The 21,695-nt window shown below is 72.5% G+C and carries 21 protein-coding genes; 10 read left to right on the top strand and 11 right to left on the bottom strand.

The features are described 5' to 3' along the window. Window positions 1–22 precede the first annotated feature (22 nt). The 5 genes from AB0D44_RS20165 to AB0D44_RS20145 all read right to left on the bottom strand — a co-directional run bounded on the left by AB0D44_RS20165 (window position 23) and on the right by AB0D44_RS20145 (window position 3,476). Window positions 23–478, bottom strand: a complete 456-nt coding sequence (locus AB0D44_RS20165; RefSeq protein ID WP_362592576.1) for a DUF6879 family protein — start codon at window positions 476–478, stop codon at window positions 23–25. Then, window positions 465–671, bottom strand: coding sequence for a hypothetical protein (locus tag AB0D44_RS20160; protein WP_060178883.1), 207 nt, complete (start codon window positions 669–671; stop codon window positions 465–467). The genes AB0D44_RS20165 and AB0D44_RS20160 overlap by 14 nt, the downstream gene beginning before the upstream one ends. A gap of 354 nt (window positions 672–1,025) precedes the next feature. Beyond that, window positions 1,026–1,628, bottom strand: coding sequence for a hypothetical protein (locus AB0D44_RS20155; protein WP_362592574.1), 603 nt, complete (start codon window positions 1,626–1,628; stop codon window positions 1,026–1,028). Then, window positions 1,625–2,293 carry a peptide-methionine (S)-S-oxide reductase MsrA gene (msrA, locus tag AB0D44_RS20150; protein WP_362592571.1) on the bottom strand — a complete coding sequence of 223 codons (669 nt, stop codon included), beginning with the start codon at window positions 2,291–2,293 and terminating at the stop codon, window positions 1,625–1,627. Before msrA ends, AB0D44_RS20155 begins: the two co-directional genes overlap by 4 nt. A 76-nt stretch (window positions 2,294–2,369) precedes the next feature. Next, window positions 2,370–3,476, bottom strand: coding sequence for a hypothetical protein (locus tag AB0D44_RS20145; protein ID WP_362592569.1), 1,107 nt, complete (start codon window positions 3,474–3,476; stop codon window positions 2,370–2,372). A 97-nt stretch (window positions 3,477–3,573) separates the two neighbouring features. Between AB0D44_RS20145 and AB0D44_RS20140 the strand changes: the two genes are divergently transcribed. Then, entirely contained in the window at window positions 3,574–4,731 is a 1,158-nt protein-coding gene (locus AB0D44_RS20140; RefSeq protein WP_362592566.1) for a cystathionine gamma-synthase, read from the top strand. 30 nt (window positions 4,732–4,761) lie between these two features. On the opposite strand, the gene AB0D44_RS20135 is transcribed toward AB0D44_RS20140, so the two are convergent. Genes AB0D44_RS20135 through AB0D44_RS20125 form a run of 3 tightly spaced genes read right to left on the bottom strand, consistent with a single transcriptional unit; the run spans window position 4,762 to window position 5,983 of the window. After that, window positions 4,762–5,016, bottom strand: a complete 255-nt coding sequence (locus AB0D44_RS20135) for a hypothetical protein (RefSeq protein WP_362592563.1) — start codon at window positions 5,014–5,016, stop codon at window positions 4,762–4,764. Next, entirely contained in the window at window positions 5,013–5,420 is a 408-nt protein-coding gene (locus AB0D44_RS20130; protein ID WP_362592560.1) for a sigma factor-like helix-turn-helix DNA-binding protein, read from the bottom strand. Before AB0D44_RS20130 ends, AB0D44_RS20135 begins: the two co-directional genes overlap by 4 nt. Before the next feature lie 41 nt (window positions 5,421–5,461). Continuing rightward, on the bottom strand, window positions 5,462–5,983 hold the full coding sequence (locus AB0D44_RS20125) for a MarR family transcriptional regulator (protein WP_362592557.1): 522 nt from the start codon (window positions 5,981–5,983) through the stop codon (window positions 5,462–5,464). Window positions 5,984–6,307: 324 nt separating this feature from the next. Here AB0D44_RS20125 and ilvA point away from each other — a divergent pair, with 324 nt between their 5' ends. The 3 genes from ilvA (at window position 6,308) to AB0D44_RS20110 (ending at window position 9,625) form a co-directional block, all read left to right on the top strand. After that, on the top strand, window positions 6,308–7,540 hold the full coding sequence (ilvA, locus tag AB0D44_RS20120; RefSeq protein ID WP_362592554.1) for a threonine ammonia-lyase: 1,233 nt from the start codon (window positions 6,308–6,310) through the stop codon (window positions 7,538–7,540). 181 nt (window positions 7,541–7,721) lie between these two features. Beyond that, window positions 7,722–8,744, top strand: coding sequence for an ATP-binding cassette domain-containing protein (locus AB0D44_RS20115; protein ID WP_362592551.1), 1,023 nt, complete (start codon window positions 7,722–7,724; stop codon window positions 8,742–8,744). A gap of 41 nt (window positions 8,745–8,785) precedes the next feature. Then, a complete protein-coding gene (locus AB0D44_RS20110; RefSeq protein WP_362592631.1) occupies window positions 8,786–9,625 on the top strand; it encodes an ABC transporter permease in 840 nt (279 codons plus the stop codon). Window positions 9,626–9,691: 66 nt separating this feature from the next. Here the strand turns inward: AB0D44_RS20110 and greA are convergent, their stop codons facing one another. Together greA and AB0D44_RS20100 are read right to left on the bottom strand one after the other, a co-directional pair. Then, complete coding sequence (greA, locus tag AB0D44_RS20105; RefSeq protein ID WP_069921688.1) at window positions 9,692–10,189, bottom strand: transcription elongation factor GreA; 498 nt, start codon at window positions 10,187–10,189, stop codon at window positions 9,692–9,694. A gap of 133 nt (window positions 10,190–10,322) precedes the next feature. Further along, window positions 10,323–10,730, bottom strand: a complete 408-nt coding sequence (locus AB0D44_RS20100; RefSeq protein ID WP_362592548.1) for a DUF4307 domain-containing protein — start codon at window positions 10,728–10,730, stop codon at window positions 10,323–10,325. 120 nt (window positions 10,731–10,850) lie between these two features. On the opposite strand from AB0D44_RS20100, the gene mca reads away from it, so the two are divergent. Beyond that, the gene (gene mca, locus AB0D44_RS20095; protein WP_362592545.1) at window positions 10,851–11,732 is read left to right on the top strand and encodes a mycothiol conjugate amidase Mca; all 882 of its coding nucleotides are present in this window, start codon (window positions 10,851–10,853) and stop codon (window positions 11,730–11,732) included. Between the two features lie 2 nt (window positions 11,733–11,734). Then, on the top strand, window positions 11,735–11,968 hold the full coding sequence (locus tag AB0D44_RS20090; RefSeq protein ID WP_362592542.1) for a hypothetical protein: 234 nt from the start codon (window positions 11,735–11,737) through the stop codon (window positions 11,966–11,968). Window positions 11,969–12,065: 97 nt separating this feature from the next. Here the strand turns inward: AB0D44_RS20090 and AB0D44_RS20085 are convergent, their stop codons facing one another. Then, window positions 12,066–15,266: a tetratricopeptide repeat protein gene (locus tag AB0D44_RS20085; protein ID WP_362592539.1), complete on the bottom strand. Its 3,201-nt coding sequence runs from the start codon at window positions 15,264–15,266 to the stop codon at window positions 12,066–12,068. Window positions 15,267–15,446: 180 nt separating this feature from the next. Between AB0D44_RS20085 and AB0D44_RS20080 the strand changes: the two genes are divergently transcribed. The 4 genes from AB0D44_RS20080 to AB0D44_RS20065 all read left to right on the top strand — a co-directional run bounded on the left by AB0D44_RS20080 (window position 15,447) and on the right by AB0D44_RS20065 (window position 21,691). Beyond that, window positions 15,447–16,283 (top strand): DUF4344 domain-containing metallopeptidase, encoded by an 837-nt coding sequence (locus AB0D44_RS20080; RefSeq protein WP_362592536.1) that lies wholly within the window; start codon window positions 15,447–15,449, stop codon window positions 16,281–16,283. Between the two features lie 27 nt (window positions 16,284–16,310). Further along, window positions 16,311–18,365 (top strand): thioredoxin domain-containing protein, encoded by a 2,055-nt coding sequence (locus AB0D44_RS20075; protein WP_362592533.1) that lies wholly within the window; start codon window positions 16,311–16,313, stop codon window positions 18,363–18,365. Between the two features lie 255 nt (window positions 18,366–18,620). Then, entirely contained in the window at window positions 18,621–19,898 is a 1,278-nt protein-coding gene (locus AB0D44_RS20070) for a glycosyltransferase (RefSeq protein ID WP_362592531.1), read from the top strand. A 191-nt stretch (window positions 19,899–20,089) separates the two neighbouring features. Next, window positions 20,090–21,691: a phospholipid carrier-dependent glycosyltransferase gene (locus tag AB0D44_RS20065; RefSeq protein ID WP_362592628.1), complete on the top strand. Its 1,602-nt coding sequence runs from the start codon at window positions 20,090–20,092 to the stop codon at window positions 21,689–21,691. Window positions 21,692–21,695: the final 4 nt, after the last annotated feature.

The following is a 21,695-nucleotide window of genomic DNA, read 5'->3' as shown; positions in this document are numbered from 1 at the left end:
GCTTTCCCGATCGAGTCGGCGGTCAGTGGTGCCGCTCCCAGTAGTCCGCGAACGGCACCGCTTCGGCCAGGGCGCGGTCTCGGTAGTGCTGATACTCGGCAAGTCTGTCGTCAGGGAGCAGCTCGGCGCCGATGAACGCGCCCTCTGGCGTGTAGTGCATTTGATACACCGACTGGTCATCGAACAGCCAGAAATCGTGATCCGGCAGGCCGGTCACGGTCAGTTCTGACAGGTCGATGATCCCGATGGTTTCCAGCGGCGAGCTGAGCACATGGACGCGCGAGACCTGCTTGCCCTTGTCGGTCATCGACCGTACCCACGCGTTGTCGTCCCAGTCAGGGCCCATGTCCTCGCCGGCCAGGAAGCGTTCGAACTCCTCGCGTTCTTCCTCCACGTCGTAAACGCTGAGCGTCTCCAGCCGGAACGCGGTCTGCTGGAAGGTTTCGAAGAGTCGGCCGAACTCCTCACCGCTGAGCACGGAAGTACTCCTCCAGGACTGCTGCTGGGACCACGACGGCGGTTTCACCTTCGGGCAGGTCGAGCTGAGCCAGCCGCTCTGGGTCGGTGATGACGTAGCCCTGGACCACGTAGTCCTTGGCGTCCTCGGTGCCCCACAGGGTGGGGCACGTTCCGTTCCTGCACTCCGGGTCACCGGACAGCTTCCGCAGCATCCTTGCCCCCACACGTCGGCGTACGCCTGTCGCGTTCGATGCTCCCGAGCCGGCCGCGGCGGGGTCAAGCGCTGATCCTTTCCAGAACAGGAAAGCAGCCTCCCCGCTTGGAATGTGAGGATGCGTTGGGACGTGGGCGGCGGCTACCACGGCAGCATGACCGTCTTCCTGTGTGCCAGGTGCGTGCTGCCCCACGCCAAACCTGACGCCTCTGCCTGCCGTTCCCCCGGTGCCTCCCGACGTGGAACGGGACGAGGAGAGCCGGCGGGCGCCGGCCACCCTCCCGCAAGGGCACTACGCGATCGAGACCGAACCCTGGGACGCGATGCGGGTCTACGTTACGACCCGTCATGATCAGTATCCCGAGGAGTGTGCGGACAGCCAGGCGGCGTGCCGGTCGCGCAGACGGTCGCGCTCCTCAGGGGTGGCGAGGATGACGTCAGCGCCGCCGTCGTACGGATGGTGGATCCGGGTGAGGTCGCCATCGGTAACGAATACGCCGGACAGTGCGTCGTCGGCAGCCGCGCGGAGCAGGGGATCGAGGCAGCCGCGTTCCCAGCGGCGTCGGTCGGCGTAGAAGTACCAGCGTGTGTGGAAGTCCGGATCTGGGTCGTCGGTGTGGTCCAGCGTGGTCCACACCGTGCCCTCGGGGTGCAGGGCGCGGCGGTGGTCCGACCACTGCGTCGGCCCGGACGGATCGGCCCATTCTGTGGTCACGACGTACACCTCGCCGTGCGCGAAGAGCTCGTCGAGGACCGTGTTGTACCGGTCCAGGACGATCGCGTACTCCTCTTCGTCCTCCGCGTAGCGCTTCGACTCCGGCAGGCTGTGGAAGCGCACCCACCGGTCGCTGTACGCGGTCTTCAGCTCATGAGGGAGCAGAGGCCCGGCAGGTGTCAGGCCCTGCCAGAGCCGGGCCAGCCGCTCGTGCGCCGCGTCGGCGGGGTGGGCGGTCATTCTCCAGGAGCCTCGGCGATGCCGATCGGGCAGGCCACGCCCGTGCCGCCGATGCCGCAGTAACCGTTGATGTTGCGGTCGAGGTACTGCTGGTGGTAGGCCTCCGCCGGCCAGAAGGGGCGGTCCGCCGCCGGGAGGATCGCCGTGGTGATTGCGGCGTGGCCCGAGGCGGTGAGGACCTGCTGGTAGGCCTCGCGGGAGGCTTCCGCCGCCGCCTGGTGGGCGGGGGAGTGGGTGTAGACCGCCGAGCGGTACTGGGTGCCCACGTCGTTGCCCTGGCGGAAGCCCTGGGTCGGGTCGTGGGACTCCCAGAAGAGCTTCAGAAGGGTGGTGTACGAGACCTGCGCCGGGTCGAAGACCACGCGGACGACCTCCGTGTGGCCGGTCTGGCCCGAGCAGACCTCCTCGTAGGTCGGGTTCTCGGTGTAGCCGCCCTGGTAGCCGGCCAGCGTCGTCCAGACCCCGGGGGTCTGCCAGAACTTGCGTTCCGCGCCCCAGAAACAGCCCAGCCCGAAGTCGGCGACCTCCAGGCCCTCCGGGTAGGGGCCGGCCAGCGGGTTGCCGAGCACGGTGTGCTTCTCGGGCAGGGCGAAGAGAGGCTCGGAGCGGCCCTTCAGGGCCTCCTCGCGGGTGGGGAGCTCGGGCGTGCGGCGGTACGAGAACATGGATTCCCTCCTTGTACGCATGACAACGAAAGAAGGGCGGGCCGGGATTCCCGGCCCGCCACCGACCGCGCCGGCGTCAGTGCGGCAGCGTCGCCGGGGAGCCGCCGTTGGCCTCGTAGCCGGCCACGGCCAGCGCCCGGTACACCGCGTACTGCGCCGCCGGGTCCTCCGAGGCCGACCACGGCAGGGCACCCACGTAGCCGTCCACGTGCCGGACCTGCTCCATCGCCTCCGCCCAGCGCTCCATGTTGACCAGGAACAGCAGCAGCAGGTGCCGTACGTGCGCCAGCATCGGGTCGTCCTGGCGCGCCGTGTGGACCGCGTACAGCGCGCCCTCCACCGCCCGCGTCACGACCGCGCTCTGGTAGAAGCTCCCGATCAGGACCACGTCCGGCAGGTTCTCGTACACCGCGAACAGCGGCAGCGCCGCCAGCAGCGAGCCCTGCGGGGCGCGGGCCGCGGCCGCGTGCGAGAACGCGTCCGCGTGCTCCCGCGAGCCGTGCCACTTGCCGCACCAGTAGTGCAGCGCCGCCAGGTGCGCACCCATGTGCGCCGGTGCCCGGTCCATGACCTTCGCCCACAGCGCGTCGAACTCCGCCTCCGAGTACGCCAGCCCCCGCGCGATCGCCAGCTCCGTGATGTACGGGACGGGGTCGCCCGGCGACAGCAGCGCCGCCTTGCGGCAGGCCTCCCTGGCCTCCTCCAGGATGATCCGGTGGTCCTGCGAGCCGACCCCGCCCGAGCTGCGCCACGCCTGCTGCACCAGCAGTTCCGCGTGCACCTGCGCGCCGCCCGCGTCCTTGTCGGCCTCCAGCCGCCACGCCTTCAGCCACTGCGCGCCCACACCCGGCTGCTGTACGAGCTCCAGGGCCGCCGCCCCGCCGAAGGCCTGCACGCGCTGCCAGCGCTGCTCGCCGTCCTTCGGGGTCCCGGCGAGCAGCTGCGAGGCGGCCTGCCACTGGCCGGTGCTGCGCACGTGGTCGAGGGCGTCCATCAGGTCCCGGTCCGGCCCGGGGATCCGGATGTCGAGATCCTCCTGCCGGTCGAACCCGTAGTTCGCGGGGTCGGCGGCGTCCGGGCTGCCGGGAGCGACCAGCCGGACACCACCGCGCTTGCGCCGTACGTACGGGCCGATGACGAACACGATCATGAGGATCGCGAACAGGAACCACAGAATCTCCATGCCTCAAGCGAACCAGACCGAGGGGGCCGCAGGCCAATGGCGGTCCAAGACCGGGCCAGGAGAGGAGCAAACGCCAGGCGGGGCTTAGGCTCTGCCCATGAGCGACGACAGCCACGAGCACCAGAGCTTCGAGACCCGCGCGATCCACGCGGGCAACACGGCGGACCCGCTGACCGGCGCGGTCGTACCGCCGATCTACCAGGTCTCCACGTACAAGCAGGACGGCGTCGGGGGCCTGCGCGGCGGCTACGAGTACAGCCGCAGCGCCAACCCCACCCGCACCGCCCTCGAGGAGAACCTCGCGGCGCTGGAGGGCGGCCGGCGCGGGCTCGCCTTCGCGTCCGGGCTCGCCGCAGAGGACTGCCTGCTGCGGACGATGCTCTCCCCGGGCGACCACGTGGTCATCCCCAACGACGCCTACGGCGGCACCTTCCGCCTCTTCGCGAAGGTCGTCTCCCGCTGGGGCGTGGAGTGGTCGGTGGCCGACACCTCCGACGCCGCCGCCGTCCGCGCGGCCCTCACCCCCAAGACCAAGCTCATCTGGGTCGAGACCCCGTCCAACCCGCTGCTCGGCATCACCGACATCGCCGTGGTCGCCGACATCGCGCGCACCGCCGGCGCCCGGCTGGTCGTCGACAACACCTTCGCGTCCCCCTACCTCCAGCAGCCCCTGGCGCTCGGCGCGGACGTGGTCCTGCACTCGCTGACCAAGTACATGGGCGGCCACTCCGACGTGGTCGGCGGCGCGCTGGTCACCGCCGACGCGGCGCTGGGCGAGGAGCTGGCCTACCACCAGAACGCCATGGGCGCGGTGGCCGGGCCGTTCGACTCGTGGATCGTGCTGCGCGGCATCAAGACCCTGGCCGTACGCATGGACCGGCACGCGGAGAACGCGACCAAGGTCGCCGAGATGCTGACCCGCCACCCCAAGGTCACCCAGGTCCTGTACCCGGGCCTGCCGGAGCACCCGGGGCACGACATCGCCGCCAAGCAGATGCGCAACTTCGGCGGGATGATCTCCTTCCGGGTCGCCGGCGGCGAGGAGGCGGCGGTCGAGGTCTGCAACCGCGCCAAGCTGTTCACGCTGGGCGAGTCCCTCGGCGGCGTCGAGTCCCTGATCGAGCACCCGGGCCGCATGACGCACGCCTCGGTGGTGGGCTCGGCCCTCGAGGTCCCGGGCGACCTGGTCCGCCTGTCGGTGGGCATCGAGAACGCCGACGACCTCCTCGCGGACCTGACCCAGGCCCTGGGCTGACCGCCGCTCCCCTGGAGGGCCGGGTCGCGGTCACCAGCCCTCCAGGGGAGGCGAGATGTCCGCGGGCGGTGCGGCCCACGGCTGGGTGAGCACGGCCCAGACCGTGAAGGCCACCGCCGCGGCGAAGAGCAGCGCCCAGCCGAACCCGCGCAGGACCCGGCGGCGGCGCAGCAGGCGGTCGCCGCGCGCCGCCGCGCCCGCCGCCAGATCCGCCGGCACCGCCGGGTACGGGCCCTCCAGGAGCCGCCTGACCCGGGCTTCCTTCCGGTCCGGGAATCCGCTCACCGCAGCTCCGCCACGGCCCGGTTGCACAGCACCCGTACCCGCTCGGCCGGCAGCCCCAGCTGCGCCGCCGTGACCTCCTCCGCGACCCCCTCGTAGATCCGCAGGACGAGCACGAGCCGCTCCAGCGGGCTCAGCCGCGCCAGTACCCCGTGCCCGCCCTGGTGGCGCCGGCCGGTGCGGGCGAAGGCCGTGCACAGCTCCTGGCGGGTGAAGTCGTACGGGTCGTCCCCGCGCAGCCGCTGCCAGTTAGCGTACGTACGGGCCAGGGCGCCCGCCAGCAGCCGGCGCGCGGGCTCCGGCTCACCGGTCAGCAGGATCGCGACGTGCAGCAGCCGCCCCGCCGCGCCCGCGACGAAGGCCTGGAACTCCGTGTAGGAGCCTGCCCGTTGGTCAACCGCCCGCATGGTTCACATAGTGCGGGCAGCGGGCCCGTCCGGGTCAAGGGTCAGGACGCCGGGCCGGCGTCGGCGACGGCCGCCATCAGCTCCGACAGCGACAGGTTGAAGCGGGTCAGCAGCTTCGTGAAGGACTCGCGCTCCGCCTCGGTCCACTCCTCCGTCACGCGCGCCATCAGCTCGCGCCGCGAGGAGCGCACCTCCTCCAGCCGCGCCAGCCCGCGCGGGGACAGCGCGAGGACCACGGCCCGGCCGTCCTCGGGGTGCGAGGTCCGCTTGACCAGACCGCCGTCGACCAGCGGCGCGACCTGCCGGGTCACCGTCGAGGAGTCGATGCCCATGCCGCCGGCGAGCGCCTTGACGCCCATCGGCCCCTCCAGGTCGAGCCGGTTCAGCAGCAGGTACGCGGCCCGGTCCATCGAGTTGCGGGCCTGGCCGACACCGCCCAGGCGGGTCTGCTCGGCGCGCCGCGCGAAGACCGCCACCTGGTGCTGGAGCGCGTCGAGGAGACCCGCTCCGGCAGGCGCTTCGCCCACCGCGGGCAGATCGGAATTGGCCGGGGATGAAGGCATGGCCGTGGGCTCTCTTCGCGTGGGTCCGACAAGGATGGGGGACAGCGTACGCGGCCGTGCGGCGGCTCGTACGGCTCGTACGAGAACTGGTACGGCCCGTGCGCGCAGCCCCTCCGGGGCCGTCCCGGATGGCGGGTTTTCGCCCCTCTCGCACCCCTCTCGCACCCCTCTCCTGCTCTGCTCGTGCTCTTCTCGCGCCCTCCCGCGTCTGCCGCCGGGTCCGCCTCCGCCCCGCCCCGCGGCCCCACTCGCCTCCCCTTCGCCGCGCTGAGCCCGGCTCGGCCGCGCTGAGCCCGGCCGCGCGCGGGCTGCGAGACTGGCGGCATGAACTACCGCGTGCCCGAGCCCGTCCCGCAGGTCATCCTCGACGACGTCCGGGGGGCTCAGAAGATGCTCTCCGGCGTCTCCCGGGTGACCGCGATGGAGGGCAGCCGGCACCTCACCTCGCTCACCGGCTCCCCGGTCCACCTCAAGTGCGAGAACCTCCAGCGCACCGGCTCCTTCAAGCTGCGCGGGGCGTACGTGCGCATCGCCGGCCTGCGACCCGAGCAGCGTGCCGCGGGCGTCGTGGCGGCCAGCGCCGGCAACCACGCGCAGGGCGTGGCACTGGCCTCCTCCCTCCTCGGGGTCCGCTCCACGGTGTTCATGCCCGTCGGCGCGCCGCTGCCCAAGGTGGCCGCGACCCAGGAGTACGGCGCAGAGGTGCGCATGCACGGCCACGTCGTCGACGAGACCCTGGCCGCCGCCCAGGAGTACGCGGACCGCACCGGGGCGGTGTTCATCCACCCCTTCGACCACCGCGACATCATCGCGGGCCAGGGCACGGTGGGCCTGGAGATCCTCGAGCAGTGCCCCGAGGTCCGTACGATCCTCGTCGGCATCGGTGGCGGCGGTCTCGCGGCCGGCATCGCCGTCGCCGTGAAGGCGCTGCGTCCCGACGTGAAGGTGATCGGCGTCCAGGCGGCGGGCGCGGCCGCGTACCCGCCCTCGCTGAAGGTCGGGCACCCGGTGTCGATCGACGACCCGAACACGATGGCGGACGGCATCAAGGTCGGCCGCCCTGGCGACGTCCCCTTCAAAATCATCGGCGAGCTCCTCGACGACGTGCGTACGGTGTCCGAGGACGCGCTTTCCAGTGCCCTGCTGCTGTGCCTGGAGCGGGCCAAGCTGGTGGTCGAGCCGGCCGGGTGCAGCCCGGTCGCCGCGCTGCTGAGCGAGCCCGAACGGTACGGCGGGGGCCCGGTGGTGGCCGTCCTGTCGGGCGGGAACGTCGACCCGCTGCTGCTCCAGCGGATCCTGCGCCACGGCATGGCGGCGGCGGGCCGGTACCTGTCACTGCGGCTGCGCGTGGCGGACCGGCCGGGAGCCCTGGCCGGGCTGCTGGGGGTGTTGTCAGTGGTGGATGCGAACGTTCTGGATGTGAGCCACGTACGGACCGACCCGCGGCTCGGGCTCACCGAGGTGGAGGTGGAGCTGCACCTGGAGACGAAGGGCCCGGAGCACTGCGCGGACGTCGCGCGGTCGCTGCACAGCGCGGGGTACAAGGTGATGGGCTGAGGGGCTGACGGGTTGGCCGGAGGTCTGGCAGCTCGCGATATAACGCGATAACGTGCGCCGGGTGGCGGGGGAGGAGGATCCGCATCCCCCGCTGGGCCGGGCGAGGGATGTCCGGCGCCCCTAAGCTTTGCCTAGGAATGACCGGATTTCAGCTGGCCCGATTCACACTGGGAGAATCCATATGCCAGGCGCGATCTATGCCGAAGGCCTGGTCAAGACCTTCGGCGACGTACGGGCGTTGGACGGCGTGGACCTCGATGTTCCCGAGGGCACCGTCCTGGGTCTGCTCGGCCCCAACGGGGCGGGAAAGACCACGACCGTGCGCGTCCTGACCACCCTGCTCCGCCCCGACAGCGGCAAGGCCGTCGTCGCCGGCATGGACGTACTCAAACACCCCAACGAGGTCCGCCGCGCGATAGGCCTGTCCGGCCAGTTCGCCGCCGTCGACGAGTACCTCACCGGCCGCGAGAACCTCCAGATGGTCGGCCAGCTCTACCAGATGAAGGCCAAGGCGGCGAAGGCCCGGGCCGACGAACTCCTCGAGCGCTTCAACCTCTCCGACGCCGCCGACCGCACCGCGAAGACCTACTCCGGCGGCATGCGCAGGCGCCTCGACCTCGCGGCCGCCCTCGTCGTCAGCCCGCCCGTGATGTTCATGGACGAACCGACCACCGGACTCGACCCCCGCAACCGCCAGCAGCTGTGGGGCATCATCCAGGAACTGGTCGCCGGCGGCACCACCCTCCTGCTCACCACCCAGTACCTGGAGGAGGCCGACCACCTCGCGCACGACATCTGCGTCGTCGACCACGGCAGGGTCATCGCCCGCGGCACCTCCGACCAGCTCAAGGCCCGCACGGGCGGCGAGCGCGTTGAGGTCGTCGTCCACGAGCGCGAGCACATCGCGGGTGCGAGCGAGGTGCTCGCCGTCTTCGGCAAGGGCGAGACCACCGTCGAGGAGCACACCCGCAAACTCACCGTGCCCGTGTCCGGCGGGGCCAAGCTCCTCGCCGAGGTCATCCGCGAGCTGGACGCCCGGGGCATCGAGATCGACGACATCGGGCTGCGCCGCCCGACCCTCGACGACGTGTTCATCTCCCTGACCGGCCACGCGGCGGAACGGACCACCGACGAGAACGGCGAGGGCGAGCTCCCCGCCGACGCCAAGGGCCGCAAGGCGGCGCGGAAGGAGAAGGCGAAGTGACCCTCACCTCCCCGACCCCGGGCACCCCGGGTCCCGCCCCGCTGCGGGAAATCGCGGCGCCCCGCCCGCGCGGCGGCCTCGTCCAGGGCGTCAACGACTCCCTGGTGATAGCCAAGCGGAACCTGATCCGCATGTCCCGGATCCCCGAGATGATCATCTTCGGTGTGATCCAGCCGGTCATGTTCGTCGTGCTGTTCAGCTACGTCTTCGGCGGCTCCATCAGTGTCGGCGGCAACACCTCGCCCGCCGCCTACCGCGAGTTCCTGATGGCCGGCATCTTCGCCCAGACCGTCACCTTCGCCACCGCCGGCGCCGGCGCGGGCATCGCGGACGACATGCACAAGGGCCTCATCGACCGCTTCCGGTCCCTGCCCATGGCCCGCGGGGCGGTCCTCACCGGCCGCACGCTCGCCGACCTCGTCCAGACCGCCCTGACCATCGTGGTCCTCGCGGTCGTGGCCCTGATCGTCGGCTGGCGCACCCACACGAACCTCGGAGAGGTGCTCGGCGGCTTCGCCCTGCTGCTCCTGCTCGGCTACGCCTTCTCCTGGATCGGCGCCCTGATCGGCCTGTCCGTGCGCACCCCGGAGGCGGCCACCTCGGGCGGGCTGATCTGGCTCTTCCCGCTGACGTTCATCTCGAACGCCTTCGTCCCCTCCGACAACATGCCGGCCTTCCTGCGGCACATCGCGGAATGGAACCCCTTCAGCGCCACCGTCCAGGCGGCCCGAGAGCTCTTCGGCAACCTCCCGCCGGGTTACGAGGCCCCGGCGGCCTGGCCGATGCAGCACCCGGTCCTGGCCTCCGTGCTCTGGTCGCTGTTGATCATCGCGGTCTTCCGGACCCTGGCCGTCCGCAAGTATCGCTCGGCGACCGCGTAGGCGTACGCACCGATGCCCGGCCGGGAGGACCCGGCCGGGCATCGACGTGTCGGGACAGGGGGGTGATCAGCCGGTGAAGGGCTTGACGTCGAGGATCTTGACGGAAGCCTTCTTGCCGTTCGGCAGCTCGTACTCGGCGTCCTCGCCGATCGCCTTGCCCAGGACACCGCTGCCGAGCGGGGACTGGGGCGAGTACGTCTCGAAGTCCGAGGACGCGTACTCGCGCGAGGCCAGCAGGAACTCCATGGTGTCGTCCTCGTCGCCGTCGAAGGCGATCTTGACCAGCGTGCCGGGGGCCACCACGCCCTCGGCCGCGGGCGCGGTCCCGACCTTGGCGTTCTCCAGGAGCTGCGTCAGCTGGCGGACGCGGAGCTCCTGCTTGCCCTGCTCTTCCTTGGCCGCGTGGTAACCGCCGTTCTCGCGCAGGTCGCCCTCCTCGCGGGCGGCTGCGATCTTCGTGGCGATCTCCGTGCGTGCGGGACCAGAGAGGTAGTCCAGCTCTGCCTTCAGCTGGTCGTACGCCGCCTGGGTCAGCCAGGTGACGCTTTCGCTCGTCTGGGTCACGGGTGCTCCTCGTCGGTACAGGGGACTACAAGGCCGCCAGCGGCGGACGAAACCACGAGCCTAACAATTCGGGAAGAAAAGGGGGAGGACCCGCGAGTCCGATTGCCCGCCCGCCGTGTCCCGGATCGTGTGCTCAGAGGGTCGCCGGCTGGCAGCCGACCAGCTCGATCATTGTGGCGCGGCTGGTCGTCTTCAGCGAGACGACCTCGTCGACGCGCGCCTCGGCCTGCGCGAACGTGAAGTCCGCCCGGCCCACCTCGGCGTGCTCCTTGTCCTGGGAGCTGAGGGTGCACACCCCGGTGACCGAGGTCTCCTTGCGGACCTCCAGGTGCACCTTCACCTCGTTGTCCGACACGACCTGGAACTTGATCACCTCGGCGCTGACGCTCTGCCCCGCGACGTAGTCCCAGCCGATCCACCCGACCACGCCCAGCAGCAGGGCCCCCAGCACGGAACCGACGATCTTGAGCTTCCGGTCCGCACGCTCGTCCGCCGACCGGCCGTAACGGCCCTCGGGCAGCCCTTCGCGCACCGCGCTCATCGATCGTTCCTTCCGCCAGGGCGGGGCCGGATCCGTGTGGACCCACCCCCGGAATTTTCCGTCCCCCGATTCGGTCACTATAGAAGCCGACTGTCACGCCGAATTGCAGAGGATCCCGTCTTGACCGAGCAGCTTCGACTGATGGCCGTCCACGCCCACCCCGACGACGAGTCCAGCAAGGGCGCGGCCACCATGGCCAAGTACGTGTCCGAGGGGGTCCCCGTGCTGGTCGTGACCTGCACCGGCGGCGAGCGCGGCTCCGTGCTGAACCCCAAGCTCCAGGGTGACAAGTACATCGAGGAGAACATCCACGAGGTGCGCCGCAAGGAGATGGACGAGGCGCGCGGGATCCTCGGCGTCGAGCAGGAGTGGCTCGGCTACGTCGACTCGGGCCTGCCCGAGGGCGACCCGCTGCCCCCGCTGCCCGCGGGCTGCTTCGCGCTGGAGGACGTGGACGAGGCCGCCGGCCGCCTCGTGAAGAAGATCCGGGCCTTCAGGCCGCAGGTCGTCACCACGTACGACGAGAACGGCGGCTACCCGCACCCCGACCACATCATGACCCACAAGATCTCGATGGTGGCCTTCGACGGAGCGGCCGACACCGAGAAGTACCCGGAGGCCGAGTTCGGCCCGGCGTACCAGCCGCAGAAGCTCTACTACAACCAGGGCTTCAACAAGCCGCGCACCGTCGCGCTGCACGAGGCGCTGCTCTCGCGCGGCATGGAGTCCCCCTACGGGGAGTGGCTGGAGCGGTGGAAGGAGTTCGAGCGCACCGAGCGGACCCTGACCACCCACGTGCCCTGCGCCGAGTTCTTCGAGATCCGTGACAAGGCCCTCATCGCCCACGCCACGCAGATCGACCCGGACGGCGGCTGGTTCCGCGTCCCGATGGACATCCAGAAGGAGGTCTGGCCCACGGAGGAGTACGAGCTCGCGAAGTCGCTCGTCGACACCTCCCTCCCCGAGTCCGACCTCTTCGCGGGCATCCGGGAGAATGCCTAGCCATGAGCGCTACGCAGGCAGCACTGACCCAGCTCCTCCCGCTGGCGGGTGACACCTTCGACAAGAACAAGGTGACCCCCGGCCTCCTGGGCTTCATCGTGTTCGCGGCCCTCGCCCTCGGCGTGTGGGCCCTGATGAAGTCGATGAACCGGCACATGGGACGGGTGAACTTCCAGGAGGCCCCCGAGCCGGAGGCCGCCGGTTCCCCGTCCTCCCCTTCGGACCGGGCCTCCTAGTCCGTCCGGCAGCAGGTCAAGAGCCCCTCGGGCGCAAAAGCCGGCCCCGACGGCCGCCGCCCCGCCCGCCATCCGGCGGGGCGGCGGCTTCCGCGCGTCACGCGGACCCGGCCGCGGGCGGCAGCGGGACGCCCATGATCTCCCGGGAGTGGAGGTTCGGCACCAGGCCGAGCCGCCACGCCTGCCAGTCCTCCGCCGGGTCCACCCCGCGGCCCAGGATCACGGCGTACGTCTCCAGGCAGTCCTCCAGCCGCCCGTCCCGCGCCGGATGTGCGGAGGCGGCCAGCCGGTCCAGCTCGGCCCGTGCCTCCTCGGGAGCCGCCGGCACGGCGAACGGCAGCAGCGTGCAGCGCAGGAACCGAGCCCAGTCCTCCCCGCGCCGGTCCCCGTACGAGATGAACAGCCGCACCGCCTCCTCGCACAGGCCCAGCGCCTGCGACACCTTCGCGTTGCCCGCGTCCACCACCGCCAGCTCCAGGCAGGTCCAGGCCTCGCCGTGGGCCAGCCCGATCCGCCGGAAGTCCGCCCGCGCGTCCACCAGCAGCTGCCGCGCGAAGCCGGAGTTCTTCAGGTTCCCCGTCTGCGCCGCCCGCTGGTCGCGCGTGACCCGGCCCGAATGGTGCCGTGCGTGCGCCAGCCCGTACACGTCCCGCATCCGCGAGAACAGCGTCCGGGCCCGCTCCAGCTCCCGCACCGCCTGATCGCGCTCGCCGCCCTCCTCCAGCGCCTGCCCCAGGTAGTACAGCGTCCACGCCTCGCCGCGGGCGTCCTCCGCCTCCCGGTGGCGGGCCAGTGCGTCCCGCAGCCGCTCCAGCGCGGGCCCCGGATCGCCGTCCACCACCCGGGCCCGGCCCAGCTGGGTCAGCGCCCACGCCTCCCCGCGGTCGTCGCGCGTGCGCCCGTACAGGTCGAGGGCCAGCCGCAGCTCCGCCTCGGCCCGCTTCACGTCCCCCACCCGCAGGAACACCTGGCCCAGCTGGAAGTGCGCCCACGCTTCGCCGTGCACGCTCTCGCTCTCCCGGTGCAGCTCCAGCGACCGCTCCAGCAGCGCCATCGCCTCCGCCAGGTGCGCCCGGTCCCGCTCCACGGCCGCCAGGGCGTGCAGCCCCCACGCCCGGTCGCCCGCCAGCTCCGGCGGCTCCTGGAGCGCCAGCGCCTCCCGGATGCGGGCCGCGGCCTCCGGCAGGCTGCCCTGGTGGTGCAAGGTGATGCCCAGCGAGATCAGGGCCATCCCGGCCCCCGCCTCCTGCTGCGCCTCCTTGTACTGGTCCACGACCGAGGTCAGCGTCGTGCGGGCCTTGTCCAGCTCGCCCAGCTGCCGCGCCGCGATACCGGTGCGCCACTGCACCGACCGCACCAGCCGCCCCTGCCGGCCCGCCTCCACCGCCTGCGTCAGCTCGTTGATCTCACCGAGCCGGTACAGGTCCCCGCGCAGCAGACAGAAGTCGCACAGCGCTCCCAGCAGGTCCAAGACCGCCTGCTGGTCCACGCCCTCCGAGTGCCGCAGCGCGGCCGTGATGAAGCTCGACTCGTCGTCCAGCCAGCGCAGGGCCGCGTCCAGCGAGGTGAAGCCGTGCACGCCGAACTGGTGGGCGCGAGTCGACATCTTCCCGTCGACCATCCGGATCACCGAGTCCGCCAGCTGCGCGTACACCCGGATCAGCCGCTCGTGCGCGGCCGCCGCCTGCGCCCGGTCCTCCTCCGCCTCCAGCCGCCCCGCCGCGTACGCGCGCACCGCGTCGTGCATCCGGAACCGCTGGCCCCGCACCCGCTCGATCAGACCCGCCTCGCACAGCTCCTCCAGCGCGCGCAGCGCCGCCTGCTCGGGTACGTCGGCCAGCGCGGACGCGGCGGCGCCGCCGAGCGAGGCCCGCCCGGCCAGCGGCAACCGCCGCAGCAGCAGCCGGGCCGGCCCGTCGAGGCGGGCGTCGGCGGCGCGCAGGGCCAGCTCCACCGGATGGCCCGGACCGGCGTCGGGGACCAGCCCCTCGCGGGCGGGCGGCGTCAGCAGGCGCAGGGCCAGCGGGAGCCCGCCGCTGCGCTCCACCACGGCGGCCGCGTCCGCCTCCCGGGGCGGGGCGGCGGCCTGCCGCACCAGCTCCGCCGCGTCGGCGTCGGCCAGCGGCTCCACCGGAAGCTGGTGCACCCATGCCGCCAGGTCCGCGGGCAGCTCCAGCGGCTCCCGCGCGGTCACCAGCACCAGGCTCTCCGAACGCTCCGGCACCAGCGCCCGCACCTGAGCCGCGTCCACCGCGTCGTCGAGCACCACCGTCACCGGCAGGCCCTGGAGGTGCTGGTGGTACAGCTCGCCCAGCCGGCGCACCTGCTGCTCCGCCGAGGCCCCCTCCCGGAACAACAGCTGCTCGCGCGGTGCGCCCAGCCGGTTCAGCAGGTGCAGCAGCGCCTCGCGCGTCGACAGCGGCGCCTCGCCGCGCGCAGAGGAGCCCGCGCCCCGCAGGTCCACCACGCACGCGCCGCGGAACTGGTCCCTCAGCCCGTGCGCCGCCCGCAGCGCCAGAGCCGTCCGGCCCACCCCCGGCTCCCCGTGCAGCACCACCACGACGGGGCGGGTCTCGGTGCTGGCCCGGGCCGCCTGGACCCACTGCGCGATCCGCGTCAGCTCCGCCTTGCGGCCCGTGAACGGCCCTTCGGGCTGCGGCAGCTGCCCGAAGGACTGCTCCAGGGCGTTGCGCCGCCGCGCCTGCGCACTGCGGTCCGTCCCGCGCAGCTGGGGTGTGCTCCGGGGAGCCGTACGCGGCGTCCGCGCCGCCGCGGTCACCGCGCGCTGCTGCTCCAGGAAGGGCCGGATGCCGCGCACCTCCAAGGCCGACAGCCACTGCAGCCTCAGCTGCTCGGGCCCGCCCGGACGGCCCCGTTCCCCGGCCCGCCGGTTCGCCGCCGGCAGGTGCAGGGCCGTCACCTTCGCCACGGTCGCGACCGCCCCCGCGACGCCCGTCACCGCCCCGGCGGTCAGTGCCGTACCGGCCGCGACTCCGAGCGCCAAGTCCGCCCCGAAGGCCGCTGCCGCCGCGACCGCCGTGACCAGTAAGGCCGTTGGGGCGCCGCCGCGCTTGAAGGCCTCGCCGAGCGACTGCTCGCCGGCCGCCGCCTCGTCCAGGGCCCGTACGTACGCCTCGTACTCCGCAGCCGCGCTCGCGGCGAGCGCGTCCAGCGCCTCCCGGGCCCGGGCCAGCAGCGCCGTCCCGTCCACCGGCGCTCCCGCCGCCGCCCGCCGCGCCTCCTCGTCCACGGTCCGCTCCAACAGCCGCTCGGCCTCACTGCGATGGCTGTCCCGCATCGGCATCCCCCTCGGAGAGCTCCGGCAACGAGCCCCAAGTGTCCGTCGGGACGGGCGCGAGCGCGAGAGAATCTGAGCTAGTTCAGAGGGAGTTGGCGGCGCGTGCACGTGCCGGAGCACTCGCTGGCCACTCCACACCACCCGGACGGGGGACCCGATGACGGCAGGCAGGATCCGCGCGTGAGCCCCGTACGGCGGGCGGCCGCGACCCTGGCCGGATGCGCTGCGGGGGCGCTGCTCGCGGCGGCGGCGGCCGGATGCGGACAGCAGGCCCCCGCCCCGGGCTTCGTCCTGCGCTACGAGCGGCCCGCGGCGGCTGACGGCCCCAGCTCCCGGTTGCTGAAGGCCGGGAAGAGCGCCGAGTCCGCCCTCGCCGACCTCAACGACTACCTCGCCCTCCCGCACCGGGTGAGCGTCGTGGCCCGCTCCTGCTCCGGCGAGGGCACCGGCTACGACCCGCAGCGGCGCCGCATCGAGCTCTGCTACGAGGATCTGACCGAGCAACGCGCGCTGTTCGAGCAGGCGGGGGACCCCCGGCCGGACGAACGGCTGGCCGAGGTGGTCCGCGAGACGCTGTACCACGAGGCCGGGCACGCGCTGGTGGACGCCCTGGACCTGCGGCCCGGCGGCGACCGCGCCGAGGAGGACGCCGCCGACCGCGCCGAGGAGGACGCCGCCGACCGCTTCGCCCAGGTGGTGCTCCTGCGCGGCCGGTCCGACGGCGGGCCGGCCCCCGGGCCCCGGGGTGCGGGGGCCCTGCCGTCCGGTGGCGAGCAGGTCCTCCTGACGGCCGCCCGGGCCTACGACCTCGCCGCCGCGGCCGACCCGGTCCCCGACCCGCACGACGAACACGCCCCGGACGCCGTCCGCGCGGAGTCCCACCGCTGCGCCGTCCTGGGCGCGGCCCCCGCCCGCCACCCGGACCTCGCCACCCCCGCCCGCGCCGGCTGCGCCGCCATCTGGACCCGTACGCGCGACACCTGGACCGGCGACCTGTCCCCGCTCCTTCGGCGCTGATCTGGTCTCTTGGGGCAGGATGTCCCCATGCCGAACCGCCTCGAGAACGAGACCTCGCCGTATCTGCTCCAGCACGCCGACAACCCCGTCGACTGGTGGCCGTGGTCGCCGGAGGCATTCGCCGAGGCGCGGGAGCGGGGCGTGCCCGTCCTGCTCAGCGTCGGCTATTCGAGCTGCCATTGGTGCCATGTGATGGCGCACGAGTCCTTCGAGGACGAGCTGGCCGCCGCCTACATGAACGAGCACTTCGTCAACATCAAGGTGGACCGCGAGGAGCGGCCCGACGTCGACGCCGTCTACATGGAGGCCGTGCAGGCCGCCACCGGGCAGGGCGGCTGGCCGATGACCGTGTTCCTGACCCCGGACGCCGAGCCGTTCTACTTCGGGACGTACTTCCCGCCCGAGCCCCGCCACGGGATGCCCTCCTTCATGCAGGTCCTCGAAGGCGTGCGGACCGCCTGGGTGGGGCGGCCCGAGGAAGTGGCCGAGGTCGCGCAGCGGATCGTACGGGAGCTGGCCGGGCGGCAGTTGGACTACGGCAAGGCGGGCGCGCCGGGGCCGGAGGAGCTGGCGCAGGCGCTGCTCGGGCTGACGCGGGAGTACGACGCCGCGCGCGGCGGATTCGGCGGGGCGCCGAAGTTCCCGCCGTCCATGGTGCTGGAGTTCCTGCTGCGCCACCATGCCCGCACCGGGTCCGAGGGGGCGCTGCAGATGGCCGCCGACACGTGCGAGGCCATGGCCCGGGGCGGGATCTACGACCAGCTCGGCGGCGGGTTCGCGCGGTACTCGGTGGACCGGGAGTGGGTCGTGCCGCACTTCGAGAAGATGCTGTACGACAACGCGCTGCTCTGCCGGGTCTACGCGCACCTCTGGCGGGCCACGGGCTCCGACCTCGCGCGCCGGGTCGCGCTGGAGACGGCCGACTTCATGGTGCGGGAGCTGCGCACCGACCAGGGCGGCTTCGCCTCCGCGCTCGACGCCGACAGCGAGGACCCGGTCAGCGGCAAGCACGTGGAGGGGGCGTACTACGCGTGGACCCCCGACCAGCTGCGGGAGGTGCTCGGCGAGGAGGACGGGGAGCTGGCCGTCGGGTACTTCGGGGTGACCGAGGAGGGCACCTTCGAGCACGGCACGTCCGTGCTCCAGCTGCCCCAGGACGGCCCGGCGGCCGACGCCGAGCGGATCGCGTCGATCCGGGCGCGGCTGTTCGCGGCGCGGCAGCTGCGGCCCGCACCCGGGCGGGACGACAAGGTCGTCGCGGCCTGGAACGGGCTGGCCATCGCCGCCCTCGCCGAGTGCGGGGCGTTCTTCGAGCGGCCCGACCTGGTCGAGCGGGCCACCGAGGCCGCGGACCTGCTGGTGCGGCTGCACATGGACGGCCGGGCCCGGCTGGCGCGGACCAGCAAGGACGGTCAGGTGGGCGCGAACGCGGGCGTGCTGGAGGACTACGGCGACGTGGCCGAGGGGTTCCTCGCGCTGGCTTCGGTGACCGGGGAGGGGGTCTGGCTGGAGTTCGCCGGGTTCCTCGTCGACCTGGTGCTGGACCGGTTCACCGCCGAGGACGGTTCGCTGTACGACACGGCGCACGACGCGGAGAAGCTGATCCGCCGGCCGCAGGACCCGACCGACACGGCCGCGCCGTCCGGCTGGACGGCGGCCGCCGGGGCCCTGCTCTCGTACGCCGCGCACACCGGTTCGCAGGCCCACCGCACGGCGGCCGAGCGGGCGCTCGGGGTGGTGCACGCACTGGGGCCGCGGGTGCCGCGCTTCATCGGGCACGGCCTGGCGGTGTCCGAGGCGCTGCTGGACGGGCCGCGCGAGGTGGCGGTCGTCGGGCATCCGGACGATCCGGCGCGGGCGGCGCTGCACCGGGCGGCGTTGCTGGGGACGGCTCCCGGGGCGGTGGTGGCGACCGGCCTGCCGCTCGCGGAGGACGGCAGCGGAGGGGAGTTCCCCCTGCTGGCCGAGCGCACACTCGTACACGACCTTCCGACGGCGTATGTGTGTCGACATTTCGTCTGCGCGCGGCCTACGACGGACCCGGTCGAGTTGGCGCAGCAGTTGGGTACGGTTCGTCCCTGAAGTGTCCGGAGTAGCGTCAATTCCGGTTACTCGCACGCCAGTTCAGGAACGTGCTTTTCCTCCACCCCGCTTTTGAGTGTCATGTTCACTGTCTAATCTCAGGTCGTTCGAGAGTCACCGTTTCGGGAGACACTGCGAGGGCGCACTGGGGGGTGCGCAAGGGGGAAGCGGAGGTGGCGGGCCGGGGGGCCCGCCCGAGCCTCCGGGGGGTTTCACGAGCGCCGCCGGGGGTTGCGGCATGTCCGGGGGGACAATTTGTACACCTCTGTGTTCGTTTCCGTGATTTCGTTGGCGCTCTTCGGGATCGCCGCCTTCACGCTCTGGTGGCAGATGCACGCCTGGCGCACGCCGGAAGTGCTCGCGTCCACCCGCTTCGACCGCCCCGACGGGGGCGGCCGGCTGGCCTTCTCCCTGCTGCTGCCCGCCCGCCACGAGCAGGCGGTGCTGGAGCACACCATCGACCGGCTCCTGGAGTCGAGCCACACCGACTACGAGATCATCGTGATCGTCGGGCACGACGACCCCGAGACCGCCGCCGTCGCCGAGCGCGCCGCCGCGAGGGAACCGTCCCGGGTCCGGGTCGTCGTCGACCACCACGAGACCAAGAACAAGCCGAAGGCCCTCAACACCGCCCTGCCGTCCTGCCGCGGCGACATCGTCGGGGTCTTCGACGCCGAGGACCAGGTCCACCCCGAGCTGCTCGCCCACGTCGACCACGCCTTCCGCTCCACCGGCGCGGACGTGGTCCAGGGCGGGGTCCAGCTCATCAACTTCCACTCCAGCTGGTACAGCCTGCGCAACTGCCTGGAGTACTTCTTCTGGTTCCGCTCCCGCCTGCACCTGCACGCCGAGAAGGGCTTCATCCCGCTGGGCGGCAACACGGTCTTCGTGCGCACCGAGGTGCTCCGCGAGGCCGGCGGCTGGGACCAGAACTGCCTCGCCGAGGACTGCGACCTGGGGGTGCGGCTCTCGTCGGTCGGCAAGAAGGTCGTCGTCGCGTACGACTCCGACATGGTCACCCGCGAGGAGACGCCCGGCTCCCTGGTGAGCCTGCTCAAGCAGCGCACCCGCTGGAACCAGGGCTTCCTCCAGGTGTACCGCAAGAAGGACTGGCAGCAGCTGCCCGGCCGCGGACAGCGCTGGCTCGCCCGCTACACGCTGATGACCCCGTTCATGCAGGCCGCGTCCGGGGTGATCATCCCGGTCAACTTCGCCGTCGCGGTCTTCCTCGACGTGCCCGTCGGCATCGCGATCATCACCTTCCTCCCCATGATCACGGCGATGGTGACGTTCGTCTTCGAGATCGTCGGCCTGCACGACTTCGGCCGCCAGTACGGCCTGCGCGTCCGCTTCGTGCACTACGTCAAGCTCGTCGTCGGCGGCCCGTTCTACCAGGTGATGCTCGCGGGCGCGGCGATCCGTGCGGTCTGGCGCGAGCAGCGCGGCCGCAACGAGTGGGAACTGACCAGCCACACCGGCGCCCACCTCACCGGCGCGCCGGCCACCGCGATCCGAGAGGACAGCCACCGGTGACCGCGACCCTGCCCACGGCCACTGATCCCCAGCCCGGCGGCGCGCCGACCGCGAACGCCACCGCGACCGCGAACGCCACCGCCACCGCGACCGCGACCGCCACCGCCACGGCCACCGCGCCCGCGCCCGCGCCCGCCACCGCTCCCCGCGTCCCCGCCCAGCGCGGCGCCACCGGCGTCCGCCCGCCCGCGCTGCCCGTCCGACCGCTCGTGCGCTTCCGCTCCTCCCGCCCGGACCTCCTGCTGTGCGGGGTCCTGCTGCTCGTGATCCTCCTCGTGCAGGGCTGGAACATCACCGACTTCCCCACCCTCAGCGACGACGAGGGCACCTACCTCGCCCAGGCGTGGGCGGTGCAGCAGGGCGACGGCCTCGCCCACTACACCTACTGGTACGACCACCCGCCGCTCGGCTGGATCCAGATCGCGGGGCTCACCTGGCTGCCCTCGCTGTTCGTGCCCGACTCCATGACCGTCGCGTCGATGCGGTTCTCGATGCTCGTCGTCTCGGCCGCCGGCGCGGTGCTGATCTACGTCCTCGCCCGCCGGCTGTGGCTGCCGCGCTGGGCGGCCGGGCTGGCGATGGCCCTCTTCGGGCTCTCCCCGCTCTCGGTCGTCCTCCAGCGGGAGATCTTCCTCGACAACCTCGCGGTGATGTGGATCCTGCTGGCCTTCTGCCTCGCCGCGTCCCCCAGCCGCCACCTGTGGCACCACTTCGGGTCCGGGCTGGCGGCCGCCACCGCCGTCCTGACCAAGGAGACGATGCTGGTGGTGCTCCCGGCGCTGCTGGTGACGATGTGGCGTCACAGCCACCGCGACACCCGCAAGTTCGCCGTCACCGGAGCCATCACCGCCTGCGCCCTCATCGGGCTGGCCTACCCGCTGTTCGCCCTGCTCAACGGCGAGCTGCTGCCCGGCTCCGGGCACGTCTCGCTCATCGACGGCATCACCTACCAGATGGGCCGCGAGGGATCCGGCTTCATCCTCGACCCCGGCTCCGGCTCGAACGGCGTCCTGCGGTCCTGGCTGTACTACGACACCGTCCTGCCGCTCGGCGGTCTCGCCGGCGCCGTCCTGCTGCTGGTGACCCTGCGCTGGTCGGTCACCGCCCGCGCGCTCGCCGGACCCGCGCTCGCCGCGGTCATCCTGGCCCTCGTCGCGATGCGCCCCTCCGGCTACCTCCCCGCGATGTACGTGATCCAGGCCCTGCCGTTCCTCGCCCTGGTGCTCGCCGGCGGCGCGGCCAGCATCACGCACGCCGTGCTGCGCCGCCGCCGCTCGCCGGGGGAGCGCAGGCAGGTGGTGTACGCGCGCTGGGCGATGATCGGCGTCCTGGCCGCGGCGGCCTCGGTCTACGTCCTGCCGCGCTGGTACGACGGCAACCGCACGGCGCTCACGGTCGACGCGAACGCCCCGTACCGGCAGGCCGCGGCCTGGCTCGGCAGCGAGGTCGACGACCCGGCACGCACCCGGGTGCTGCTGGACGACGCGCTGTGGCTGGACGCCGTGCACCACGGGTTCGAGCCGGGACTCGGCGCCATCTGGTTCTACAAGGCGGACCTCGACCCGGCCGTCACCCGCACCCTGCCGGGCGGCTGGCGGGACATCGACTACGTCGTCTCCTCGCCCACGGTCCGCCGGGACGCGGTGGACCTGCCCAACGTGAAGGCCGCGCTGGAGCATTCGACGCCCGTCGCCGTCTTCGGCTCGGGCGAGGACCGCATCGAGATCCGCCGCACCGACCGGACCGCACCCGGCGCCCCTGCCGGCCCCGCCGACCGCCACAGTGGGAGCTGAGTCA

It is taken from the genome of Streptomyces sp. NPDC048349, assembly GCF_040651925.1.
Taxonomy (GTDB): Bacteria; Actinomycetota; Actinomycetes; order Streptomycetales; family Streptomycetaceae; genus Streptomyces.
The sequence above is the reverse complement of the archived record's forward strand: the minus strand, read 5'-3'. Positions and strand labels throughout refer to the sequence as shown.

What these genes read in the sequence shown, in the direction of transcription:
- AB0D44_RS20100 (WP_362592548.1), bottom strand. Translation starts at nt 10,730, where the DNA reads ATGAGCGCGGTGCGCGAAGGGCTGCCCGAGGGCCGTTACGGCCGGTCG.
- AB0D44_RS20130 (WP_362592560.1), bottom strand. Translation starts at nt 5,420, where the DNA reads ATGCGGGCGGTTGACCAACGGGCAGGCTCCTACACGGAGTTCCAGGCC.
- AB0D44_RS20090 (WP_362592542.1), top strand. Translation starts at nt 11,735, where the DNA reads ATGAGCGCTACGCAGGCAGCACTGACCCAGCTCCTCCCGCTGGCGGGT.
- AB0D44_RS20155 (WP_362592574.1), bottom strand. Translation starts at nt 1,628, where the DNA reads ATGACCGCCCACCCCGCCGACGCGGCGCACGAGCGGCTGGCCCGGCTC.
- ilvA (WP_362592554.1), top strand. Translation starts at nt 6,308, where the DNA reads ATGAACTACCGCGTGCCCGAGCCCGTCCCGCAGGTCATCCTCGACGAC.
- AB0D44_RS20075 (WP_362592533.1), top strand. Translation starts at nt 16,311, where the DNA reads ATGCCGAACCGCCTCGAGAACGAGACCTCGCCGTATCTGCTCCAGCAC.
- AB0D44_RS20125 (WP_362592557.1), bottom strand. Translation starts at nt 5,983, where the DNA reads ATGCCTTCATCCCCGGCCAATTCCGATCTGCCCGCGGTGGGCGAAGCG.
- msrA (WP_362592571.1), bottom strand. Translation starts at nt 2,293, where the DNA reads ATGTTCTCGTACCGCCGCACGCCCGAGCTCCCCACCCGCGAGGAGGCC.
- AB0D44_RS20085 (WP_362592539.1), bottom strand. Translation starts at nt 15,266, where the DNA reads ATGCGGGACAGCCATCGCAGTGAGGCCGAGCGGCTGTTGGAGCGGACC.
- AB0D44_RS20115 (WP_362592551.1), top strand. Translation starts at nt 7,722, where the DNA reads ATGCCAGGCGCGATCTATGCCGAAGGCCTGGTCAAGACCTTCGGCGAC.
- AB0D44_RS20145 (WP_362592569.1), bottom strand. Translation starts at nt 3,476, where the DNA reads ATGGAGATTCTGTGGTTCCTGTTCGCGATCCTCATGATCGTGTTCGTC.
- AB0D44_RS20140 (WP_362592566.1), top strand. Translation starts at nt 3,574, where the DNA reads ATGAGCGACGACAGCCACGAGCACCAGAGCTTCGAGACCCGCGCGATC.
- AB0D44_RS20160 (WP_060178883.1), bottom strand. Translation starts at nt 671, where the DNA reads ATGCTGCGGAAGCTGTCCGGTGACCCGGAGTGCAGGAACGGAACGTGC.